Origin of the sequence: Streptomyces sp. NPDC056835 (assembly GCF_042789485.1) — a bacterium.
Classification (GTDB): domain Bacteria; phylum Actinomycetota; class Actinomycetes; order Streptomycetales; family Streptomycetaceae; genus Streptomyces.
Window position 1 is genome coordinate 54,638 of the sequence record NZ_JBHUBB010000042.1, and the last position, 17,339, is coordinate 71,976.

Below are 17,339 nucleotides of genomic sequence, written 5' to 3' on the forward strand. Positions count from 1 at the left end.
CCGGTACGGGCGAGAGTCCTCGCCTACAGGACCGTCGCACGTCCGGCGCCAACCGATCGCTAGCCAGCCCCGGGATAGGGCCCCGGTGGGGGACCCATCGCGTTTTACGGACAGAGGTCGGCTGGCCCATGTTCCCAAACCTGCGCACCGCCGTCCCTGCCTGTGGCTTCCTCGACCGAACCGCCTTGCCGCTCCCGCTGTCAGTGGCTCACGGCACGATGGGCGTGTCCAGTATCGATGGAAGGAACACCCCGTGCCTGCCCGCAAACGAGAGTCCTTACCGACCGGCACCCAGCTCGGCATCTACACCGTCACCGGGCCCTCAGTCGCCAAGCAGGTACCCGGCCGCAGCGGCCAGGCCGCGGCCCGCAACCGGTACTTTGTGCCGCTACGCTGCCAGAACTGCAGCCGCGAGATCGATGTGCGCGAAGACGACTTGGAGCGCCGGGTCGCCACTCCGTGCGGCTACTGCTATGCCGGCGCTGACATGGACCCGGAGGACCGCATCGCGGTCACGCGTGTTTGGAACGGCCAGGTCCAGCACTACAAGCGCTACCGCTTCCACGGTCAGTCCCGCACCCGCCTCCACTCCGTGTGGACCCACATGCGCGAGCGGTGCTCGAACCCGAATTCCGAGAAGTATCCCCGGTACGGTGGCCGCGGTATCACGGTCTGCGACGAGTGGAACAACTTCCGCGCCTTCGCCGCCTGGGCTCAGGGCAATGGCTATGCCGAGGGCCTCAGCATCGACCGAATCAACAACGACCGCGGCTACAACCCAGACAACTGCCGGTGGGTGACAGACCTGGAGAACCTGATGAATCGCAGCCGCTACCTGCCCGAGCCCTTACACGCCGCCCTCGAGCAACGCGCGGCCGCGGACGGTACGGACACCTACACCGTTATCCGGCACGCCCTTCAGGCGGCACGCGCGAGCACGCGCCCTGCAGGTGGCAACGGATGAGCGTGGCCGCTGCCCAGCCGCCGACGCAGGTGGGCGACGTGTACGGGCGGCTGACCGTCGTCGAGCTGTTAGGCGTACGCAAGATAAACACCGGAGCTCGCGTCAACTTCGCGCTGGTGAAATGCTCATGCGACGACGAGACGGTCAAGGAAGTGCGCCTCGGCAATCTGCGCAGCGGCCGGACAAATAGCTGCGGTTGCCTGTGGCGCGAGCGGATGATCAAGCACGGCCAGTGCACATCACGGCTTCATCGAATCTGGACCGGCATGCGCTTTCGCTGCTCCAGCCCCAACACTCGCAGCGCCCACCGCTATGTGGGACGCGGCATCACCGTCTGCGACGAATGGCAGGACTTTGCCGTCTTCCAGGACTGGGCCCTTGCCAACGGTTATGCCGATGGCAAGGAGATCGACCGCAGGGACAACGACCGCGGCTACAGCCCAGACAACTGCCGCTGGGTGACCAAGCTCGAGAACCTGGCAAATCGCTCCAAGTACCTCCCCGGCGAGCTCCAGGAGTGGCTGCACGCTGAAGCAGGCCGACAGGTTTGCTCACCGTACGAAGTGCTCAAGCAGGCTTTGGAGCGTTACCTCGGGACATCCAGGACCGGTGGCAGAGCGATGCGCAGGGAGGCGCAGGACTCTGAACAGTAAGGCCGCAGCACGGTCCGGACCTTTCATAGTGAGAACCGCGGACTGGACACAGGTGACTCGCCAGACTTCATGATCGACTCATGGTGGATTTCTCAGCAGGGGCACGCCCCACCTACAGGTTGGGGACGGAGCTCCGTACCTCACTGGCCAGGGTGTATGCCGACACCCCCTGGCACTGAGGGGTCTCCGCCTGTCAGCGAAGGTTCTTCACCATCACCTGTTCTCTGACCCCGGCGTCGGACAAGAGATCCCCGAGTTCTCCGGAGAACTCGAACCCGTGGCGTTGATACAGCGTCCCGCAGGCTCGTTGCCCGGGATCACCGCCAGCCTCAACCTGCTGGAGCCCGAACGCCGGGCCCACGCCTCGACCACCGCGACCAGGAGATCTCCGACGCCGCAGCCCCGAGCCTCGGGGCTGACCCATACCGATCTCAGCTCGCAGGCGTCGCTGTCCACAAGAAGACCACTGGCCATGCCCACCGCTTGCCCGCGCAGAAGCACGACGATGTTGTGAGCCTCGGGCATGGCCAGACGCGCGTGCCACCGCTCCTTCCCACCGCAGTGCCAGTCCTCGAGCCGGGACTTGAACGAGTGTGGAGCCTCAGCCAGCGCAGCGAGCCGAACGTCCCGCCACAACGGCCAGTCGTTGGTCGTGAGAACCCGCAGACGCACCATGCGAGCGAGTCTGCCGCGATGTCTGTGCAGCGGTCCAACCCCTACCTGCCCGGCTGGGTCAGGCTGCGGGCTGCAGGTCAGCTGCGAGGAGTTGCTCGGTGAGCAGGCGGCGGGTCCTGGCGTTGCGGTCAGGACCGGTGAGCCAGGAATCCAGGAGCCGCCAGCCGTGGAAGTAGCTGAGGACGTACAGGGCCATACCTCTGGCCCGTAGTGAGGCCAGTGCTGCGCCGGTCTCGGCGTCGGAGAGCAGGGCCCAGCGGGACAGGTAGGCGGCCAGTTCGGTGTCCGTACGGCCTTCGGCTGCCAGGAGCGCGGTGTTGGCCCAGACACCGAACAGGATGTTCTGCGCGCGGTGGATGGCGGCGAAGTCGCTGCCATCGGGGGCCATGTCGTATTCGGTGAGGACGTTGTCGGTCAGCCACGCCTGGGCTTCGTCGCCGGGGAAGACGATGTCCTGGGCATGCAGGCCGAGCCCTTCACTGATCACGAAGAGGGAGTGCGGGTGCGGGCCGCTCATGTCCGAGAGGTCCATACCGGTTACCGATCGGGGTTGCCGGAGTTGGCCGCGAAAGAGGAGCCGAGGCCGGAGTACCTTCCTGACCTGCCTCTTTATGACCGATACGCGAGCAAGGCCGCTGAAGTCGGCGTCACGGTTCGTGCAGACCACCGCCATCATGGGCTCGTGAAGACATGGATGCGCTGCTACTGGGACGAGGAAGATGTCTGGTTCTACTTCGAGGTCGACTCCGAAGGCTGGGTGACCCGGCAGATCGAACTCCAAGGGCCTGGGCTGACACCGATCGCAGCCGCGTCTCTCGACGAATGGCAGCAGGCCCACGGCGCAGGTCGCCTCGATGAGTACGACAGCAGGTTCGGGATCACGGCCGAGCTGCCCATCTCAGAATGGGAAGGCGACGACCCCGAGCAACTCACCTCCCAGGAGTTCGAGGAAGTCTGGGGAGCTGCCCGTCGGCAGATCGCATCCCGGCCCCGCTGACCGCTCTGCCTGCGGAGGCTTCCTGGCACCATCTCGACGTGACCCCGACCCTTCCCCGCACCGTCCGAGCCGTCGACACCGCTCAGCTCCTGGGGCTGGCCCAGGAGGCCGCCATGCACGGCTTCAGCCAGCGGCTCCCGGTCGACCCCGACACCTTCGACAAGCTTCCGGAGACCTTGGACACCACGTCCAAGAGGGACGTCGTTGGCCGCATCGAGCGAGCGATGACCCAGCGCGAGTGGGTGGAACGGATGGCCGCTGATACAGACCCTGACGAAATGCCAAGGAACTGCAAGGCGTGATCAGATGTTGCTGGGAAGCGGTCACGGTCATGCTCTGACGAGCAGACCCCGACACCGTCACGGTCTTCGGCGGGAGCTGGTGAGCCCTGCAACCCGCAACGCCTTCCGTTCTCTGGCCACGGACCTGACCGTTCGGATCGTCGCCGAGTTGCGGGAGGACCACGGGTTTGCGCCCGTTCCCCCAGATGAGCTGAAGTACCAGGATCCAGCTCAGCGGCGTACGGAGTTCATGCTGTACGCGGAGGGCGTGGACTGGTCGGATCCGAACCAGGTCCGACGTGTACTCCTGGTCTTCGAGGACTTCATCCGTGCATACCGGAACCCGGACGATCAGGGCACGCCGAAGTGGCCGTGGCGCTGAAGCTCGACGCTGCCTCGGCTCCTGACGGACCCGACGGCAGCAAGGCCGTGAAGAAGATCCTCTCGGGACCGGTGAACATCGCGATCGGTGTCGCCGAACTGCGTAACCAGGGCTTCGGTAGCGGTCACGGTCAGGCGAGCGCACCGTCCGGGCTCGGAATGCGTCATGCCCGCCTGACGGTCAACGCTGCCGTGACCTGGTGCGAGCTGATTCTCGACACGCTCTCGGAGCCTGCCGCTCCGTGGCGCAAAGCGAAGGTCTGATCAACGCCGGAGGAATCAGGGTCACCCCCTGTTTGAGCGCGCCGAGTGCGGGCGCCCGATGAGGTCGACACCGGTTGGCGAGGAGGTGTCCACTGCAGTGCAAAGGCTCCGGCGACGGGTGCCGAGACCCGCACCGAATCCTGTCGGACGGGGAAGGCACAATCGGCGCATGCCTGAGACCTTCGTCGACCTTGGATCCGTCAATGTGCCGACTGGTGTGCTGGTGCTCGGCATGGCTGGGTGGATCGACTACTGGCGGGAGCTCGGGCAGCCCTTGTCCGAGCGCGCCAGGGCGGCAGCGGCGTCAGGAGGAGGCCATCTTCGTGAGTGGTTGTGTGAAGCGGTCGCAGTACCGGCTGCCCATGACCGGCCGTTGAGGGTGAGGGCGAGCACCTCGCCGCCCCGTTCGACGAGGAGCCGACGATCGCGACTCTGGAGATCAGCCTCGGTCTCCAGTGGCCCGAGACCGCGGACCGAATGGTGCCGGTCCGGCTCGGGGACCTGCCCGTCGACCGGTGCGGCATGGTCATCGGCGACGCCTCGGGGCTGGACGCATGGACGGGGATGAACGACGAGCCGGCCGACGGGCTCGCCGACGTCACCTACTGGGGCCGGTACGAGGACGACGCGCATGCGCAGTTCGGTGGCGAGCGGATCGCGCAGTGCGGCGTCGACGGACCGCACGGCTGGCTCGACCTTCCGCTGGCCGAGGCAGCCGCACGCGCGGCCGAACTCACCGCCTGGCGCGACCGAGTCCACGGCAAGGGCCTCATGGTCTCGATCGACAAGCACAACGACTTCAACCGCTTCCGGCGCGCTGGGTGGCACCATCCGCTCCACGTTGGTGCGATCGAGGTCGGCGGCTGCAAGGTGCTCGGCATCGAATGGGACCAAGGCGATCACTCGATCAGACACCGTGGTGAACGGGACTCCGGCCAGGTCTATCCGGTCGCGCTCGAAGCCGACGCGGCGGGCGGGATGGTGTTGCGATGGACCATCCCGCCGTACGACTTCGATGACGAAGACGAGTGACGAGCCCAGCTCTGGGGATCCGCCACCGTGGTGGGACTAATCAACCCCGACACGTGGTGAGACAGATCCGGTAGCCGCAGGTCACGGCGGCGATCTGTGCCACGAGCCGCGAGGTCCTGCACGATGTGTAGGGCCTCAGATTTCGCTGCGCAGTCTCACCCTCCGCTTCATACCGGCTGCACTTATGAAGCGGCCGTGAGACAAGCAGGTCGGCCGTGGCGGGTATTCCGCTGGTACCGAGGCCAGACGCACTACTCGGGTACCTACTGGTCGGCGACGTCGCACGGCAGCGGCTCTCGCGGTTCCTGGCCGGCCGGTCCTACTCCATGCTCACCGAAGCAGCCCGAGACCTCGGCATCCGCCAGTCCGCTCTGGTGACCCGGATCAACCGTCTCGAAGAGGACCTCGGACAGCCCTTCTTCGAGCGGGCAGAGCGCGGCAGGGCCATGAAGCTGACCCGATTCGGGAAACGCGTCGCCGCAGCCGCCCAGACGATCCCGGCTGAGGAAATGCCACGAGGGTGAGAGGAAACACCCATCCAAGCCGTGAGACAGCGGGAAGCTGCTCAGCGCCTCGTCTCGTACCTGGTCAGGACCACGCCGCCGGGAAACGTCCGCGTCTCCACCAGGTTCAGGTTCGCCCAGCTGTCCAGCGCGGTGAAGAACGGCGTGCCGTCGCCAACCAGGACCGGATGGGTGGCGATCACGTACTCGTCGATCAGCCCGGCGCGCATGGCCGCCCCGGCAAGCGTTGCGCCGCCGATGTTCATGGGGCCGCCGTCCTCGGCCTTGAGCCGGGTGATCTCGGCGATCGCGTCGCCGGTGACCAGGCGGGTGTTCCAGTCGACCTTGTCGATCGTCGAGGAGAACACCACCTTCGGCGTGTCCCGCCAGTTCCGCGCGAACTGGATCTCCGCCGGGGTGGCGTTGGGCTGCTGGTCGCCGGTCGGCCAGTAGGAGCTCATCGCCTCCCATAGCTTGCGCCCGTACAGCGACAGGCCACTCGCCTGCTCGTGGTCGAGCCACCACTGGAACAGCTCGTGGCTCGGCGGTCCGCTCCAGCCGATGTCGTCGCCGACCGCGGCGATGTAGCCGTCCAGGGTCAGGTTCATGCCGTAGATCAGTTTCCGCATGGCCCAGCCTTCCATCCGTGGGTGTCCGGCGTATAGACCAGCGCGGCGCGGGAAACTCATCGGTGCGCGATCTGGGCTCGCCGGCAGTCCTCGTGCTCGGGGCTCAGCGTGGTGTACTCGGCCGACACGGGCAAGCCGCCTGATCTCGACCTCGCCCTCGCGAGGAAATGCCACGGATTTGAGACTGATCATGGGTGACAAGGCTGTGAGACAGCCAAGAACGCCCAGGTCACGCAAGATCGACATGTCACGAGCGGCGAGACCCCACACGATGGGTTTCTCGCTGACCGGCCTCTGGTCGTCTGCGTTCGCTTCGATCGTCGGGATCGGATCAAGAGGTTGAGTCACCCTCGTTCTCCTTCCGGAGGTGAATTCGCGCGACGCGGTTGTCCAAATCCACGCCGTGTGGCGGGCCTTCGGCGGGCCGGACGTTCTTGCGGAGCCTCTCCTGCTCCATCGCCCGCTTCACCGCTTGTGCTCGCGTCGCGCGGCCCCGCCGTGGGCGACTGCCCGGCCGGGGCCGCGTCCGTCAGGGGTCAGGCGTAGAAGTTGCGCTGCCAGCGGTGCTTGGCGAGCACGGTGAGTTGGTCGGAGGTCAGCGGGCGTCCGTCGCTCACGGCGGTGTTGCGCTCCACGTTGCGTACGGTGCGCATGCCGGGGATGACGGTGGAGACGGCCGGTGCGCTGAGCACGTACCGCAGTGCGGTTTCCGCGATCTCGTCGGGGGCGATGCCCAGCTCAGTAGTGATCGCGTTGACGTGCTGCTCGATGTGGGCGGGACGGTCGTCGCGGAAGTAGCGGCGGCGGAAGTCGCCGTCGGGGAAAGTGGTGCCGGCCGTGATACGCCCTGTCAGGCCTCCCTCGTCGAGGGCCACCCGGACGATCACACCGACTCCGTGTTCCTGGCAGGCGGGAAGCAAGGCGTCGGCCGGGGCCTGGTCGAAGATGTTGTAGATGACCTGCACGGTGTCCACCACGCCACTGCGGACCAGGGCGAGGGCGTTGTCGGGCTGATGGTCATTGATGGATACGCCGAACAGACGGATCTTCCCCTGCTGCTTCAGTTCGGCGATGGCCTCCAGCCAGTCGCCGCGGCCGACCCATTCGTCGCTCCAGACATGGAACTGCAGTACGTCGAAGTGGTCCAGGCCGCTGACGCGCAGGCTGGTCTCCAGGCTTTCGCGGATATGGGTGCCGGGGAAGGTCTCCGCGGGGTCCAGCCCGTCGGGGGCGGGCCAGATGCGGTTCTTCGGGGGCACTTTGGTCGCCACGTACACCTGGTCACCGGCCCGCTCGCGGATCACCTGGCCCACGATCCGTTCGCTCTCGCCGTAGCCGCGCGCGGTGTCGATGAAGTTCACGCCCTGATCGATGGCGCGGTGCAGGGCGCGTACGGACTCGTCCTCCGTGGCGCCCACCCAGCCGGACTCGCCGATGCCCCAGGCCCCGTATCCGATCTCGGACACCGACAGTCCACTGCGTCCCAGCTCGCGGTAGCGCACAGTCTTCCTCCACGTCATGGTTGATCGGGATGGGTAGGTCAGGCCGCTCGTTCGGCGGCGCTGCGTTCCACACAGAATTCGTTGCCTTCCGGGTCTCCCAACACTCCGTTCTAGCGGTTCTGGAGTGCGGGCATGGTGGCATCAACGCTGGTCAGGGACGGTAACGGGAAACCTTCGCTCTCCCCGGGGGGTATGACCAGTACACCCCGAAACCCTCTCGCGGGCACGGTGTTCGAAACCGAGACCCTGCGGGGTGTCCGGTGCGTACGCCTGTCCGTCCTCACTGACGAGACCACCAGCCCCGAGCGGCAGCGCGAGGCCGACGACATAGCAGCGGCAGCACTCGGCATCGACTTTGGCGAGGGTGACCAGCTCCGCGAGGCTGTAGACCTTGACGTGAGCGCGTCCGCGTTCGGCCCGTTCGACCGTCCGCAGCTCGGCGGGTGGCTCGCGCGCCCCGATGACTTTGACGCGCTGGTGTGGTGGCGCTTTGACCGCGCCATCCGGTCCATGGCGCACATGCACGAACTCGCCAAGTGGGCGAAGCAGCACCGAAAGATGTTGGTCTTTGCCGAGGGCATCGGCGGGGGTCGGCTGGTGTTCGACTTCCGCAACCCCATGGACCCCATGAGCGAACTCATGATGCTCATGCTTGCCTTCGCCGCACAGGTCGAGTCGCAGAGCATCAAAGACCGCGTTACCGGCGCCATGGCAGCCATGCGGAAGATGCCCCTTCGGTGGCGCGGTGGGGGTCGCCCCCCGTACGGCTACATGCCCGCCCCGATGCCCAAGGAACACGGCGGGATCGGATGGACGCTCGTACCGGACCCCGACGCGGTCAAGGTCATTGAACGGATCGTGCGCGAATTGCTGGAAGGCAAGACCGTTTCGGCGGTTGCCCTCGGGCTCAATGCGGACCAGGTTCCGAGCCCGCGCGATCACTGGGCCGTGAAGATGAAGCGCGAAAAGGGCGGGAAGACCGGCGGGGCCAAGGGGTCGCACGTCGTGCGCTCAGTGTTCAAGTGGACCCCCACCGTCATTGCTCGGATGCTGCGTAACGAAACGCTGCTCGGCTGGAAGATGCACAAGGGCAAGCCCGTACGCGACGCCGAGGGCAACCCGATCATGGCGAGCGAAACGCCGATCATGACGCGTGAGGAGTTCGACCGTATCGGGGCGCTGCTCGACTCCCGCAGCATCGAGCACGGGGACCGGAAGGACACCGACGCGCTTCTGTTGCGCGTGATCCACTGCGACTCGTGCGGGGGTCGTATGTACTTGAACAAGCAGGAGAGCAAGAAGAATCAAGCCCCTGTCTACAAGTGCAACTACCACGCGCGGGGGGACAACTGTGAAGCGCCCGCGAACATTCGTGGTGACTGGGCAGACGAGCATGTGACCGCCGAGTTCCTGCGGCTGGTCGGCTCCGTCCAGACGACGCACGTTGTCGAGATTCCCGGGTACGACCCCGAGCCCGAACTACGCGCCACCCTCGCGGAGTTCGAGGAGCACCAGCAGCAGAAGGGACGCCAGAAGTCCAAGCACGCGGCGAACGCGTGGCAGGAACGGGCGGACGCGTTGGACAGCCGCATAGCCGAGCTGGAGTCCCGCGAAAAGGTCGAGCCGCAACGCGTCGTGACCCCGACCGGGCGCACGTTCGCGGACGAGTGGGCAGAGAAGGACACGGCGGGCCGACGAGCGATGCTCGTTGAAGCGGGGGTGCGGCTGGACGTCCGGCGCGGTGTCCGTGGCGGATGGCGGAAGCTGGACACTCGGCGCGTGGACTTCCACATGCGCGGAGAGCTGGACCCCGCCGCAGAAGCCCTTGCGGGAGAGGCGACCGAACTTGAATCCGAAGTGCGCGGAGACTCCCCGACCCCGGGCGCGAGTGTGCGTCTGATTGCTCCCGCAGCAACCGAACGGGTGCCCGTCGCCGCGTGAGCGCCCTGTAGGGCCCGAGTCAGCTCCGGTTGGCCCCAACGAACCGCCGGGGCTGTCTGCTGCCCGGAGGCGGCCGTACAGGGAGATACCGACAGAGATGAAAGGTGGTGGAGTGACGGTTCTACCGGTTTTTTGGGGACAACTAGAAAAACCAAGAGAGAAGAGAGACCAGGGCTCTGTTCGTCATCGCAGCACCTTGCGGCTACCGCTCGCCGGCTCGTCCCGCAGCAAGACAGGAAACCACCGCTCTCCCGTAAATAATGAAGGGGAAGTCAGATGGCTCCCACTCCTCACCATGTACCAGCGAGGAACGATGGATACCAAACGACACATTGAGGTGTGCGCGCTACTTCGCCAAGCCGAGAGAGCTGCGCAAGAGGCGTTGGACGGGAACCAGGATGCCGCTCGCCTGACGCTCGGCCTTGTCGCCGAAGTAAGACAGCGCACGGAAGAAACGCCTTCCGGACTCTGCGTACACCCCGACTGTTCCAACGAACTGTCCTACGCGGGCCGAGGGCGCCCGCCCCGCTTCTGTTCGGCGGAATGCCGTACGGACGTGTACCGGGCCACGCAGATTGCCGCGCGGGCGCTGCTGAAGTCCTCGGCGATTGCGCCGACGCAGAACTGACACTCCCGCAATAGGCACTGTCCTGAATGCTGTTCGTCCCCTGACGTGATGCACGCAGGGGCTTTTTCATGCCCGAACACACAGCAAGGAAGAAAACATGAGTGGCACTCTCGGCCGAGTCGCTTTCCTGGACGACTTTCCCGACAAGGACCGGATGCGCGCGGAAGCATTCAGGAGGGATGAGCGCATGGAACAGTTCGCCGCTCTCCGCGACGCGAACCCCGACGTCTTCGAGCGGATGGGCCCCACGGTCCGAATCAGCCTCGGCTACTACGAGAACGACAAGAAGAACGCTGCCGCACACGGCATCGATGTGACGAAGGAGAGCAACTGATTATGACGACGGACATCGAAAAGGCTGCGGAGCGCGTTGCCAAGCTCAGAGCGCAGGCGGAAAAGCTGTCTGTTCCACTCGCTGACGCACAGGCACAGTTGGAAGCAGCGCAGGAAACCGAAGCGGCCCGCAGGGCGGAGCGCGGGGCGGTTTATGACCGCGATTTCGCCGACACCTGGCAGGACCGAGCCAACGAGGCAGCACACTCGGGCGACGACGCTCATACGCGGTTCTTCGAGGCGCTGACGGCTGAACCCTGGTTCGCCGCCTATGTCGAATTCCGTGCGGCCCGCCACAAGCGCAGGCACGTACTCGATGAGGCGCAGCGCGCACAGAGGGCATTGCGCGAAACGGCCACAGTTCCCGAACAGCGCTATTATGAGGTAGCCATCCTCAACGAGATCGAATCCCATGCCGAGAAGAAGGCGCAGGAGAATGCTGCCGTGTTTTCTCGTGAACTACAGAAGGCGCGAGATGAGTTCCTGGACAGTAAGGATTGATGATGGCGGTTGACGCACTCGACCCCGGGCCGGACGGCGATTACCCGTACTTCCCCCGCGATGAACACGGGCGGCCCGCATGGGCTGATAAGACAACGAATTCAGAAACCGTGATGCCGAGAGGTATTCAGCGGATTAGGCACGATGGCCGGCTCACGGTTATAGACCTTACTCCCCACCACCCGGACGGAACTCCGATTGACCCTCCGGTCATTCCACCGAACGGCCCCCATGCCCCGTAAGCCCCGCCCCCCTTGCTCGGTCCCCGGGTGCCCCGAGCTGACCTCGGGTGGCCGCTGTGTGGCCCATGAGCGGGAAGCGACCGCGCAGCGTGTGACACCAGGGACGAGCGCGTACGGGCGCTTGTGGCCGCGTATCCGCCGCGCGTACCTGTACGCGAACCCGTGGTGTGTCCTGTGCGGTCGTGGCGCGTCGGTGGCAGACCATTTCCCGCTGTCGCGAAAGCAGTTACTCGCACAGGGCGCCGCAAATCCGGATGCCGCGAAGCATCTGCGTCCGTTGTGTACGTCGTGCCATAACCGCGAGACCGCACGCAAACAGCCTGGTGGGTTTGCTGCGGAAGCGCGTTCCCGTCGTGAATCGGGCGAGCGTCCGCCGTTCTGACCAGGGCGGGTGCCCCCTTCCCCTCCTGAGATTGCACGGCAGGGAGGCTAAAAACTCGCGTGGCTCATTAAGCCGTTTTGGTGGAGTCCCGCAATTCTACAGATTCCCCGTACTCGCCACCCGTACCAGGGCAGCGAGTGCGGGGATCTTTTCATTTTGCGCAGAGTTCACGAGAGCGCTCGGAGGTTTGCCGCGCAATCGAATTCAGTTGATAAGCTGAGAGCAGGGATGTGATTCTAGCCACCTGCCCGTCAATTCGTCCCGAATGGATAGCTGGATACTCATCCAGGACTGCATTCCAGGTAGCGCACGCTGCCTCTAGGTGGCCGACTTCGAGTTGCCTTTCGGCGAGCAGGGAGCTAAAGATCAGCTTACTTCGCTGCATGTCCGTGGAATCCCTGAGGCGGAAGTGATCGTGAAGGGATTCGATGCTTCCTTTCGTGTCACCCAAAGCGTGCCGCACTTCTGCCGTGGAATACGCCAACGTCGCAGAGCTGAAACCGCCGAACGTTCCGAGCTGGCTTTCTGCCTGATTCACGGCGCGTTCCGCCTCGCGCAGACTGTTGAGTGCGTTTGTCTTTTCACCGGCCAGAGCGTACGAGTGGGCTTGCTGACCTGCCATAAATGCGCGCATTCGGGGGCTGGACTCGGGCGATGCTTCTGCGGCAGCATTTGCAAGCCGTACCGCTGGTGTACCGTGACCGAGATTTGCGGCTTGTACCGACATGCCACGTAGGACATGGCAGTAAGTCATGTGGTCGCCGCTTGCGCCCGCAAGTTCTAGACTCTTTACGTAATATTGCTGTGCTCGACCGTGTGCACCCTCATCTACTGCCATCCATCCAGTCAGGTAGCATAGAAAGGAAGCAGCCGACATCATGGATTTGCGAGTTTCGCTTGATGCGCCTGCCTTCAAATAGGGGGCAACTGTGTTGACGAGAAAGGCGGCGGCCATGGGGCGCGCATAGCGTCCGCCGAATTCGTCGTCAAGGTCTGACAGGCGATCGGTCATTGCCGTTACGGCCTGCACCTCTGATTGTCCGATGCGGCGCAACGGGTCGTCCCTCATGGCCTCCATACGACCTACCACATCTGGCCATCCCGGAATGGTGAGTGCCACGGAGAATAGCCCCGCACCGAGAACGGAACGACGGGACGGGTCCATGTCTTGCCTCCCCAGATCTAACAACCCTTCCACCGTACTGGGGTGGTCGGGTTGCTGATCTTTGGAAGCCAGTGGAAAGCCTGCCTCACTGTGCGTCACTGGTCGGTGCAACCTGCGGGCGAGCGCTTCGAGAATCAGCGGTCGGACAGTTTCCTTCGGCAGGTGGCCACTCAACCACTGGTGCACTGAAGGCTGTTGGTACTTGAGAGGGGTTCCGCGTTCGGTTCCGATGCGGTTGACCTCCTGGGCGAACTGCCGCAGGGTCCACCCGCTCTCGCGGTACAGCCGCTCAAGTCCGGCGTTCGGCTGTCGTGTCGTCACTGGCCCCAACTCCCGCGCTCTGGCCGCTTAACGCTCTTAACTCTTGCCCGCTTCCCAACGGTACCGCTGTGCGTGGTCGGACGGTTGCCTAGTGCGAGCACCGACCACCGCAAGGGATGACACCGCAAGGAGGCCCGGACATGAAGGCGCACGCACGAACGGCCGTGGGTGACCCTGAGTTGTCCAACGCCGCAATGCCGGCGGCCTACTGGTGCGAAGTCCTCGCGGAAGGCGAGGTGTTCGGCACGCGCGAAACAGTCGGGTTCGTGCTGGGCACCTTTAGCACCATCTCGCCGAAACTCGCGCTCCGATGGCTCCGCAGTGAGGCCGAGCGCATCGCGGACCGGCTCGACCCCGACCCCGCGCACTCGGCGTGGGTGATGGCGTGGATGCGTGTGGACCCCGTACCTACGCCCGACTGCCCCACGGAGTTGCGTGACTGGATCAGCGACCCCCGAGAGCACCAAGCCGCGCGGGACCAACTCGCGGAGGGTGCTCCGCTATCGGTGGTCATGTCAGACAGCGGGTGTCGCTTCACCTTCATTGTCTGGCCCATCGTCCGGACGCCTCAGCCCCTTGCCGAGCTGCCCGCATCTGGCGGACAGCACACACACGCCCGCCCTGGTCGCACGAGCCACAGGAAGGCCCGTCGGTCGGGCTGGCTCGCCCCCTTCCTGTGACCAGGGTGGGTCGCCGACGACCGAGCGACGACGCATCGATGATGGAGCGCAGCTAGTGAGAGCCCATAACCCCAAGGCGAATCGACCACGAGAAACGCGAACCGTCACCGTGTTTACGTCCGTGGATCAAATCCAAAGGGGTCACATCCTGGTGGACCGCGACGCCGACATGGTGGGTGTGGTGGCTGACACCGACCGCAATTACGTCAATCTCGCACGGCCTACCGGATATCGGTGGCGCGTCCATTACAAACGCCTTTCCCCGGCTGGAAACTACGACATACGCAGGCTCCGAGCGATAGGGAAACTTCATAAAATCCAGTTGAAGGGCACATTGTGAGCGCAGCATCGAAGTGGGTACCGGGCACGGTCGGAGGCGACGTGATGACCGTTCATAAACTCGGGGTTGAGGATGTTCCGGGGCCGCGCGATTCGTTCACGTTGCTCCCGCCGCTGTGCGGAGCTGGTAAAAACGATGCGAGTCTCACTCGATGGCTACGCAATGTGAATTGCTGTGAATGTCTTGACCTTCCCTGAAAGCGCAATCGTTACCAGGTGGAGAACAGGAAGCAGGATGCGCAGAAAGCGGGCCGATATCGAGGCGGGCGAGAGCACCGCTGCAATTGCCCGTGAATACGAGGTCAATGTTCTCTGGCTCCGCGCATTGATCGACACTTGGGGAACTCGCCGAACAAGGCACAAAAGGCGCTCCAAGGTGGAATGCGAAGCGGCTCGGCAAGCTTTTCTAGCCGATCGATCAACCGTGACTGCCCGGTATGACGGTGGCGCCACACTCGTTCAACTGCAACGTGATTACGGTATTGCCTATCTCTTTATTCGCGACACGTTCGCCACCTGGAGAATTCCTATTCGTCCACCAGGGCGGAAAGCGGAACGAGGTTAATACCCCCCAAGACTCCCGCCCGGCCGTGAAAGAAGGACAGCGACAGCCGAGCGGGTCAGAAAAAGCACGCAACCGAGGGAGAACACAGAAATGAGTGCAACCCTTCCCGTCCCCGAGCAGGTGGCGGAGCGAGCGAAAGAGATCATGTCGGCCATTGAGGCCGACCCGGAGTTCAGCGCCTTCGCGGCAGCCGCGCTCAAGTACGACGAAGCGTGGACCTGCTTCACCGGCTTCCCCGTCATCGCCAATTGGGACTTGGACGCCGACAAGCGACCGCTTCTCACGGAGGGACTACGTGCCCTTTCCCTCAAGGCCGCCGTGTACGAGCTGGGCGGCCAGGACGAGGACATGACGGAAATCCCGGTCGCCGTTCCGGTGGACGAGATGATGCACGCGATGATCGCTCAACCGCAGCTTCTCGCCCGCATCGCCGAGCGCGTCCGCATTTCGGTCATCCACCAGACCGACAAGGAGCACCACGAGTACGCGCCCGGCGACTACACCCATAAGGCGTACGTGGCCGCGTGGGGCGAGCCCAACAACCGCTATTGGGTCGGCCACACCGAAGCAAACCGCCGACTGGAAATCCTGGACGCCAAATATGCGGCGGCGGGATTCCTCCGATCCGGCAAGGCGCACTCGTTCGACTTCGCTGCTGCGTAGTCGCTAGCTCATCGCACGGCGCAGCACGGTAAGTGGATCAAGATCCGGGAACTGTCGCCGGATCTCCGCTGTCGCTTGTGAAATAAGCCCGTCGAGAAGGACGGGGGCAGCGCCGTAAAGCAAGTCATGCAAGTACGAAACGAGTTCGGAAGGGTCGGGCGGCAAATGCACTTCAACGGTCAGCGGTGCCTTCTCGCTCTTGTAACGGGCAACCGGCAGCCCGACCCTATCCGGATGCACGCAAACCGGTGTCCCGTCCGGCGCGTACCGGTAGCCGTCCGCAGGATTGAACGGGCAATCCCTTGTAGGGCGTACCCACACATCGAATTCCCCGACCGGCAGCCGGCGCGAGGGGCAGATACCACAGGCAAGGTGCAGCACGTCATCATTCACAAAGGGCTCAGCCACGAAGCGAGCCTATGCCCAAAAAGGCACCCACGGATGCCCGTTCCGGTCGGAACAACCCTGGACAGGTCGAGTCGTCCGGAACGGGTGCACGGCCCTCTGATGCGGCCATTGAGAGCGCGCCTCAGAGGATGAGGGAGCGAAGCAACCTTGCCGGGATGCTCCCCTACGCCCCCGCCCACGCATCACCCCATGACGCGTGGGCGGGGTCCGCTAGTCGGCCTGGCGCTCGTCCTCACCGCGCTCCGCAACGTAGGTTCCCCGTTGGGGCACGGTGTAGACGTACCCGAGTTCTCGTAGATGTCGCACCGCACGCCGCGCCGTGTCCCGCGCCACACCCCAACGCTGGATGAGAGCTGACTCGGAGGGGATCGGGCGATCCACCGCAAGGACGCCTGCCTTGATGTCCCGAATGACCTCCGCAGCGATCTGCTGATACGGCGGTGTCGGAGCGTCGTAGTCAATCGTCGGACTCATGAGGAGAACCGTAGACAACGGGACGTGCGAGTGGCCGTATCCATACGTATCTAGACGTGGGTAGAGGAGTTGTTCTACGGTCGCAATGAAGACGCCCCGAAGAACCGGGCCTAATCGGTTCCTCGGGGCTCCGCCGAACAGCTAGTGAGAGCTGAAACGACATGCGTGATCTTATCGCCCAAGCCCTGGTGTGGGTGCTGCGCCTGGTGCTGCCCGCCCGAGGACACCACGGCGGAACGGCCACCCCGCCCACCCCCGAGCCCGCGCCCGTGTCTCCCTGGTCCCGCCCGTGGACTGCACCGTCATCAACGGACGTGCGAGCCATCTTCAAAGACGAGCGCACCCGAGAACTGCCCGAGCTACAGCGGGAACGGGTCTATGCGGCCGAGTTCGCCGCGCTCGGCGTGGACTACGACTATCCGACGATGCCGCTCGGCTCCGTCGTGCGCCGTACGGGGGTGGCCGCGTGACCCGCGACGAACAGATAGCCGCACTCACCGCCGAACCGAGCCCCGCCCCGACCGGCGCACGCTGCTGCCGTTGCCGACGGTGGACGTACGCGCCCGTTCAGGTCCGGTACATCGAGAGCCCAAGCGGCCCCGGATTCACCCTCTACGCATGCCCGAACCACGCCGTAGCGCTCGGCGCGGGCCCAACCCCCGAAGACGTCGTGCGCAACCCGTAGACGCGCACGCAGACAGCAAAACGCCCCGTGCGGCTCAACTTGAGTTCTAGTGGTCCTCGCAACACCCCAGCTCAGGGGATGCGATGGACTTCGAGATCCGGGACCGGACGGTCAACCGGGGGCGTAAGAAG

Annotated in this window: 21 protein-coding genes and 1 pseudogene; 15 read left to right on the forward strand and 7 right to left on the reverse strand. The window is 64.7% G+C overall.

What is annotated here, in order from left to right; genetic code table 11:
• Window positions 1-253: 253 nt before the first annotated feature.
• Both ACFRMN_RS34045 and ACFRMN_RS34050 read left to right on the forward strand, forming a co-directional pair.
• Window positions 254-964, forward strand: a complete 711-nt coding sequence (locus tag ACFRMN_RS34045) for a hypothetical protein (RefSeq protein ID WP_383027197.1) — start codon at window positions 254-256, stop codon at window positions 962-964.
• Window positions 961-1,617, forward strand: a complete 657-nt coding sequence (locus tag ACFRMN_RS34050; protein ID WP_383027199.1) for a hypothetical protein — start codon at window positions 961-963, stop codon at window positions 1,615-1,617. Before ACFRMN_RS34045 ends, ACFRMN_RS34050 begins: the two co-directional genes overlap by 4 nt.
• 193 nt (window positions 1,618-1,810) lie before the next feature.
• Here the strand turns inward: ACFRMN_RS34050 and ACFRMN_RS34055 are convergent.
• Both ACFRMN_RS34055 and ACFRMN_RS34060 read right to left on the reverse strand, forming a co-directional pair.
• Window positions 1,811-2,292, reverse strand: a pseudogene (locus tag ACFRMN_RS34055) (GNAT family N-acetyltransferase).
• Window positions 2,293-2,350: 58 nt separating this feature from the next.
• Window positions 2,351-2,809: a hypothetical protein gene (locus tag ACFRMN_RS34060; protein ID WP_383027201.1), complete on the reverse strand. Its 459-nt coding sequence runs from the start codon at window positions 2,807-2,809 to the stop codon at window positions 2,351-2,353.
• Between the two features lie 177 nt (window positions 2,810-2,986).
• On the opposite strand from ACFRMN_RS34060, the gene ACFRMN_RS34065 reads away from it, so the two are divergent.
• From ACFRMN_RS34065 to ACFRMN_RS34090, 6 genes are all read left to right on the forward strand, one after another.
• The gene (locus ACFRMN_RS34065) at window positions 2,987-3,289 is read left to right on the forward strand and encodes a hypothetical protein (RefSeq protein WP_383027235.1); all 303 of its coding nucleotides are present in this window, start codon (window positions 2,987-2,989) and stop codon (window positions 3,287-3,289) included.
• A gap of 38 nt (window positions 3,290-3,327) precedes the next feature.
• Window positions 3,328-3,591, forward strand: coding sequence for a hypothetical protein (locus tag ACFRMN_RS34070; protein ID WP_383027203.1), 264 nt, complete (start codon window positions 3,328-3,330; stop codon window positions 3,589-3,591).
• A gap of 79 nt (window positions 3,592-3,670) precedes the next feature.
• On the forward strand, window positions 3,671-3,952 hold the full coding sequence (locus ACFRMN_RS34075; protein WP_383027205.1) for a hypothetical protein: 282 nt from the start codon (window positions 3,671-3,673) through the stop codon (window positions 3,950-3,952).
• On the forward strand, window positions 3,943-4,215 hold the full coding sequence (locus tag ACFRMN_RS34080) for an abortive infection family protein (protein WP_383027207.1): 273 nt from the start codon (window positions 3,943-3,945) through the stop codon (window positions 4,213-4,215). The genes ACFRMN_RS34075 and ACFRMN_RS34080 overlap by 10 nt, the downstream gene beginning before the upstream one ends.
• 477 nt (window positions 4,216-4,692) lie before the next feature.
• On the forward strand, window positions 4,693-5,247 hold the full coding sequence (locus ACFRMN_RS34085) for a hypothetical protein (RefSeq protein WP_383027209.1): 555 nt from the start codon (window positions 4,693-4,695) through the stop codon (window positions 5,245-5,247).
• A gap of 215 nt (window positions 5,248-5,462) precedes the next feature.
• The gene (locus ACFRMN_RS34090; protein ID WP_383027211.1) at window positions 5,463-5,771 is read left to right on the forward strand and encodes a LysR family transcriptional regulator; all 309 of its coding nucleotides are present in this window, start codon (window positions 5,463-5,465) and stop codon (window positions 5,769-5,771) included.
• 41 nt (window positions 5,772-5,812) lie between these two features.
• Here the strand turns inward: ACFRMN_RS34090 and ACFRMN_RS34095 are convergent, their stop codons facing one another.
• Together ACFRMN_RS34095 and ACFRMN_RS34100 are read right to left on the reverse strand one after the other, a co-directional pair.
• Window positions 5,813-6,379, reverse strand: coding sequence for a dihydrofolate reductase family protein (locus ACFRMN_RS34095; protein ID WP_383027213.1), 567 nt, complete (start codon window positions 6,377-6,379; stop codon window positions 5,813-5,815).
• Window positions 6,380-6,915: 536 nt separating this feature from the next.
• Window positions 6,916-7,881, reverse strand: coding sequence for an aldo/keto reductase (locus ACFRMN_RS34100; protein WP_383027237.1), 966 nt, complete (start codon window positions 7,879-7,881; stop codon window positions 6,916-6,918).
• Window positions 7,882-8,073: 192 nt separating this feature from the next.
• Between ACFRMN_RS34100 and ACFRMN_RS34105 the strand changes: the two genes are divergently transcribed.
• The 4 genes from ACFRMN_RS34105 to ACFRMN_RS34120 all read left to right on the forward strand — a co-directional run bounded on the left by ACFRMN_RS34105 (window position 8,074) and on the right by ACFRMN_RS34120 (window position 11,284).
• On the forward strand, window positions 8,074-9,822 hold the full coding sequence (locus tag ACFRMN_RS34105; protein WP_383027215.1) for a recombinase family protein: 1,749 nt from the start codon (window positions 8,074-8,076) through the stop codon (window positions 9,820-9,822).
• A gap of 313 nt (window positions 9,823-10,135) precedes the next feature.
• Window positions 10,136-10,450, forward strand: a complete 315-nt coding sequence (locus ACFRMN_RS34110) for a hypothetical protein (protein WP_383027217.1) — start codon at window positions 10,136-10,138, stop codon at window positions 10,448-10,450.
• A gap of 97 nt (window positions 10,451-10,547) precedes the next feature.
• Window positions 10,548-10,784 (forward strand): hypothetical protein, encoded by a 237-nt coding sequence (locus ACFRMN_RS34115; protein WP_383027219.1) that lies wholly within the window; start codon window positions 10,548-10,550, stop codon window positions 10,782-10,784.
• 2 nt (window positions 10,785-10,786) lie between these two features.
• A complete protein-coding gene (locus ACFRMN_RS34120) occupies window positions 10,787-11,284 on the forward strand; it encodes a hypothetical protein (RefSeq protein ID WP_383027221.1) in 498 nt (165 codons plus the stop codon).
• A gap of 775 nt (window positions 11,285-12,059) precedes the next feature.
• Here ACFRMN_RS34120 and ACFRMN_RS34125 read toward each other — a convergent pair.
• Window positions 12,060-13,394 carry a tetratricopeptide repeat protein gene (locus ACFRMN_RS34125; protein WP_383027223.1) on the reverse strand — a complete coding sequence of 445 codons (1,335 nt, stop codon included), beginning with the start codon at window positions 13,392-13,394 and terminating at the stop codon, window positions 12,060-12,062.
• 140 nt (window positions 13,395-13,534) lie between these two features.
• Between ACFRMN_RS34125 and ACFRMN_RS34130 the strand changes: the two genes are divergently transcribed.
• Window positions 13,535-14,074, forward strand: a complete 540-nt coding sequence (locus tag ACFRMN_RS34130) for a hypothetical protein (protein WP_383027225.1) — start codon at window positions 13,535-13,537, stop codon at window positions 14,072-14,074.
• 994 nt (window positions 14,075-15,068) lie between these two features.
• Window positions 15,069-15,641 carry a hypothetical protein gene (locus ACFRMN_RS34135; protein ID WP_383027227.1) on the forward strand — a complete coding sequence of 191 codons (573 nt, stop codon included), beginning with the start codon at window positions 15,069-15,071 and terminating at the stop codon, window positions 15,639-15,641.
• Window positions 15,642-15,644: 3 nt separating this feature from the next.
• Here ACFRMN_RS34135 and ACFRMN_RS34140 read toward each other — a convergent pair whose 3' ends face one another.
• The gene (locus ACFRMN_RS34140; RefSeq protein ID WP_383027229.1) at window positions 15,645-16,049 is read right to left on the reverse strand and encodes a hypothetical protein; all 405 of its coding nucleotides are present in this window, start codon (window positions 16,047-16,049) and stop codon (window positions 15,645-15,647) included.
• 210 nt (window positions 16,050-16,259) lie between these two features.
• Window positions 16,260-16,523 carry a GntR family transcriptional regulator gene (locus ACFRMN_RS34145; protein WP_383027231.1) on the reverse strand — a complete coding sequence of 88 codons (264 nt, stop codon included), beginning with the start codon at window positions 16,521-16,523 and terminating at the stop codon, window positions 16,260-16,262.
• Window positions 16,524-16,684: 161 nt separating this feature from the next.
• Here ACFRMN_RS34145 and ACFRMN_RS34150 point away from each other — a divergent pair, with 161 nt between their 5' ends.
• Window positions 16,685-16,993 (forward strand): hypothetical protein, encoded by a 309-nt coding sequence (locus tag ACFRMN_RS34150; RefSeq protein WP_383027233.1) that lies wholly within the window; start codon window positions 16,685-16,687, stop codon window positions 16,991-16,993.
• Window positions 16,994-17,339 lie beyond the last annotated feature (346 nt).

Excerpts from the sequence above, each read along its gene's own strand:
- ACFRMN_RS34050 (WP_383027199.1), top strand. The coding sequence starts at position 961 with ATGAGCGTGGCCGCTGCCCAGCCGCCGACGCAGGTGGGCGACGTGTAC.
- ACFRMN_RS34060 (WP_383027201.1), bottom strand. The coding sequence starts at position 2,809 with ATGAGCGGCCCGCACCCGCACTCCCTCTTCGTGATCAGTGAAGGGCTC.
- ACFRMN_RS34065 (WP_383027235.1), top strand. The coding sequence starts at position 2,987 with ATGCGCTGCTACTGGGACGAGGAAGATGTCTGGTTCTACTTCGAGGTC.
- ACFRMN_RS34085 (WP_383027209.1), top strand. The coding sequence starts at position 4,693 with ATGGTGCCGGTCCGGCTCGGGGACCTGCCCGTCGACCGGTGCGGCATG.
- ACFRMN_RS34095 (WP_383027213.1), bottom strand. The coding sequence starts at position 6,379 with ATGCGGAAACTGATCTACGGCATGAACCTGACCCTGGACGGCTACATC.
- ACFRMN_RS34105 (WP_383027215.1), top strand. The coding sequence starts at position 8,074 with ATGACCAGTACACCCCGAAACCCTCTCGCGGGCACGGTGTTCGAAACC.
- ACFRMN_RS34110 (WP_383027217.1), top strand. The coding sequence starts at position 10,136 with ATGGATACCAAACGACACATTGAGGTGTGCGCGCTACTTCGCCAAGCC.
- ACFRMN_RS34115 (WP_383027219.1), top strand. The coding sequence starts at position 10,548 with ATGAGTGGCACTCTCGGCCGAGTCGCTTTCCTGGACGACTTTCCCGAC.
- ACFRMN_RS34120 (WP_383027221.1), top strand. The coding sequence starts at position 10,787 with ATGACGACGGACATCGAAAAGGCTGCGGAGCGCGTTGCCAAGCTCAGA.
- ACFRMN_RS34130 (WP_383027225.1), top strand. The coding sequence starts at position 13,535 with ATGAAGGCGCACGCACGAACGGCCGTGGGTGACCCTGAGTTGTCCAAC.
- ACFRMN_RS34135 (WP_383027227.1), top strand. The coding sequence starts at position 15,069 with ATGAGTGCAACCCTTCCCGTCCCCGAGCAGGTGGCGGAGCGAGCGAAA.
- ACFRMN_RS34145 (WP_383027231.1), bottom strand. The coding sequence starts at position 16,523 with ATGAGTCCGACGATTGACTACGACGCTCCGACACCGCCGTATCAGCAG.
- ACFRMN_RS34150 (WP_383027233.1), top strand. The coding sequence starts at position 16,685 with ATGCGTGATCTTATCGCCCAAGCCCTGGTGTGGGTGCTGCGCCTGGTG.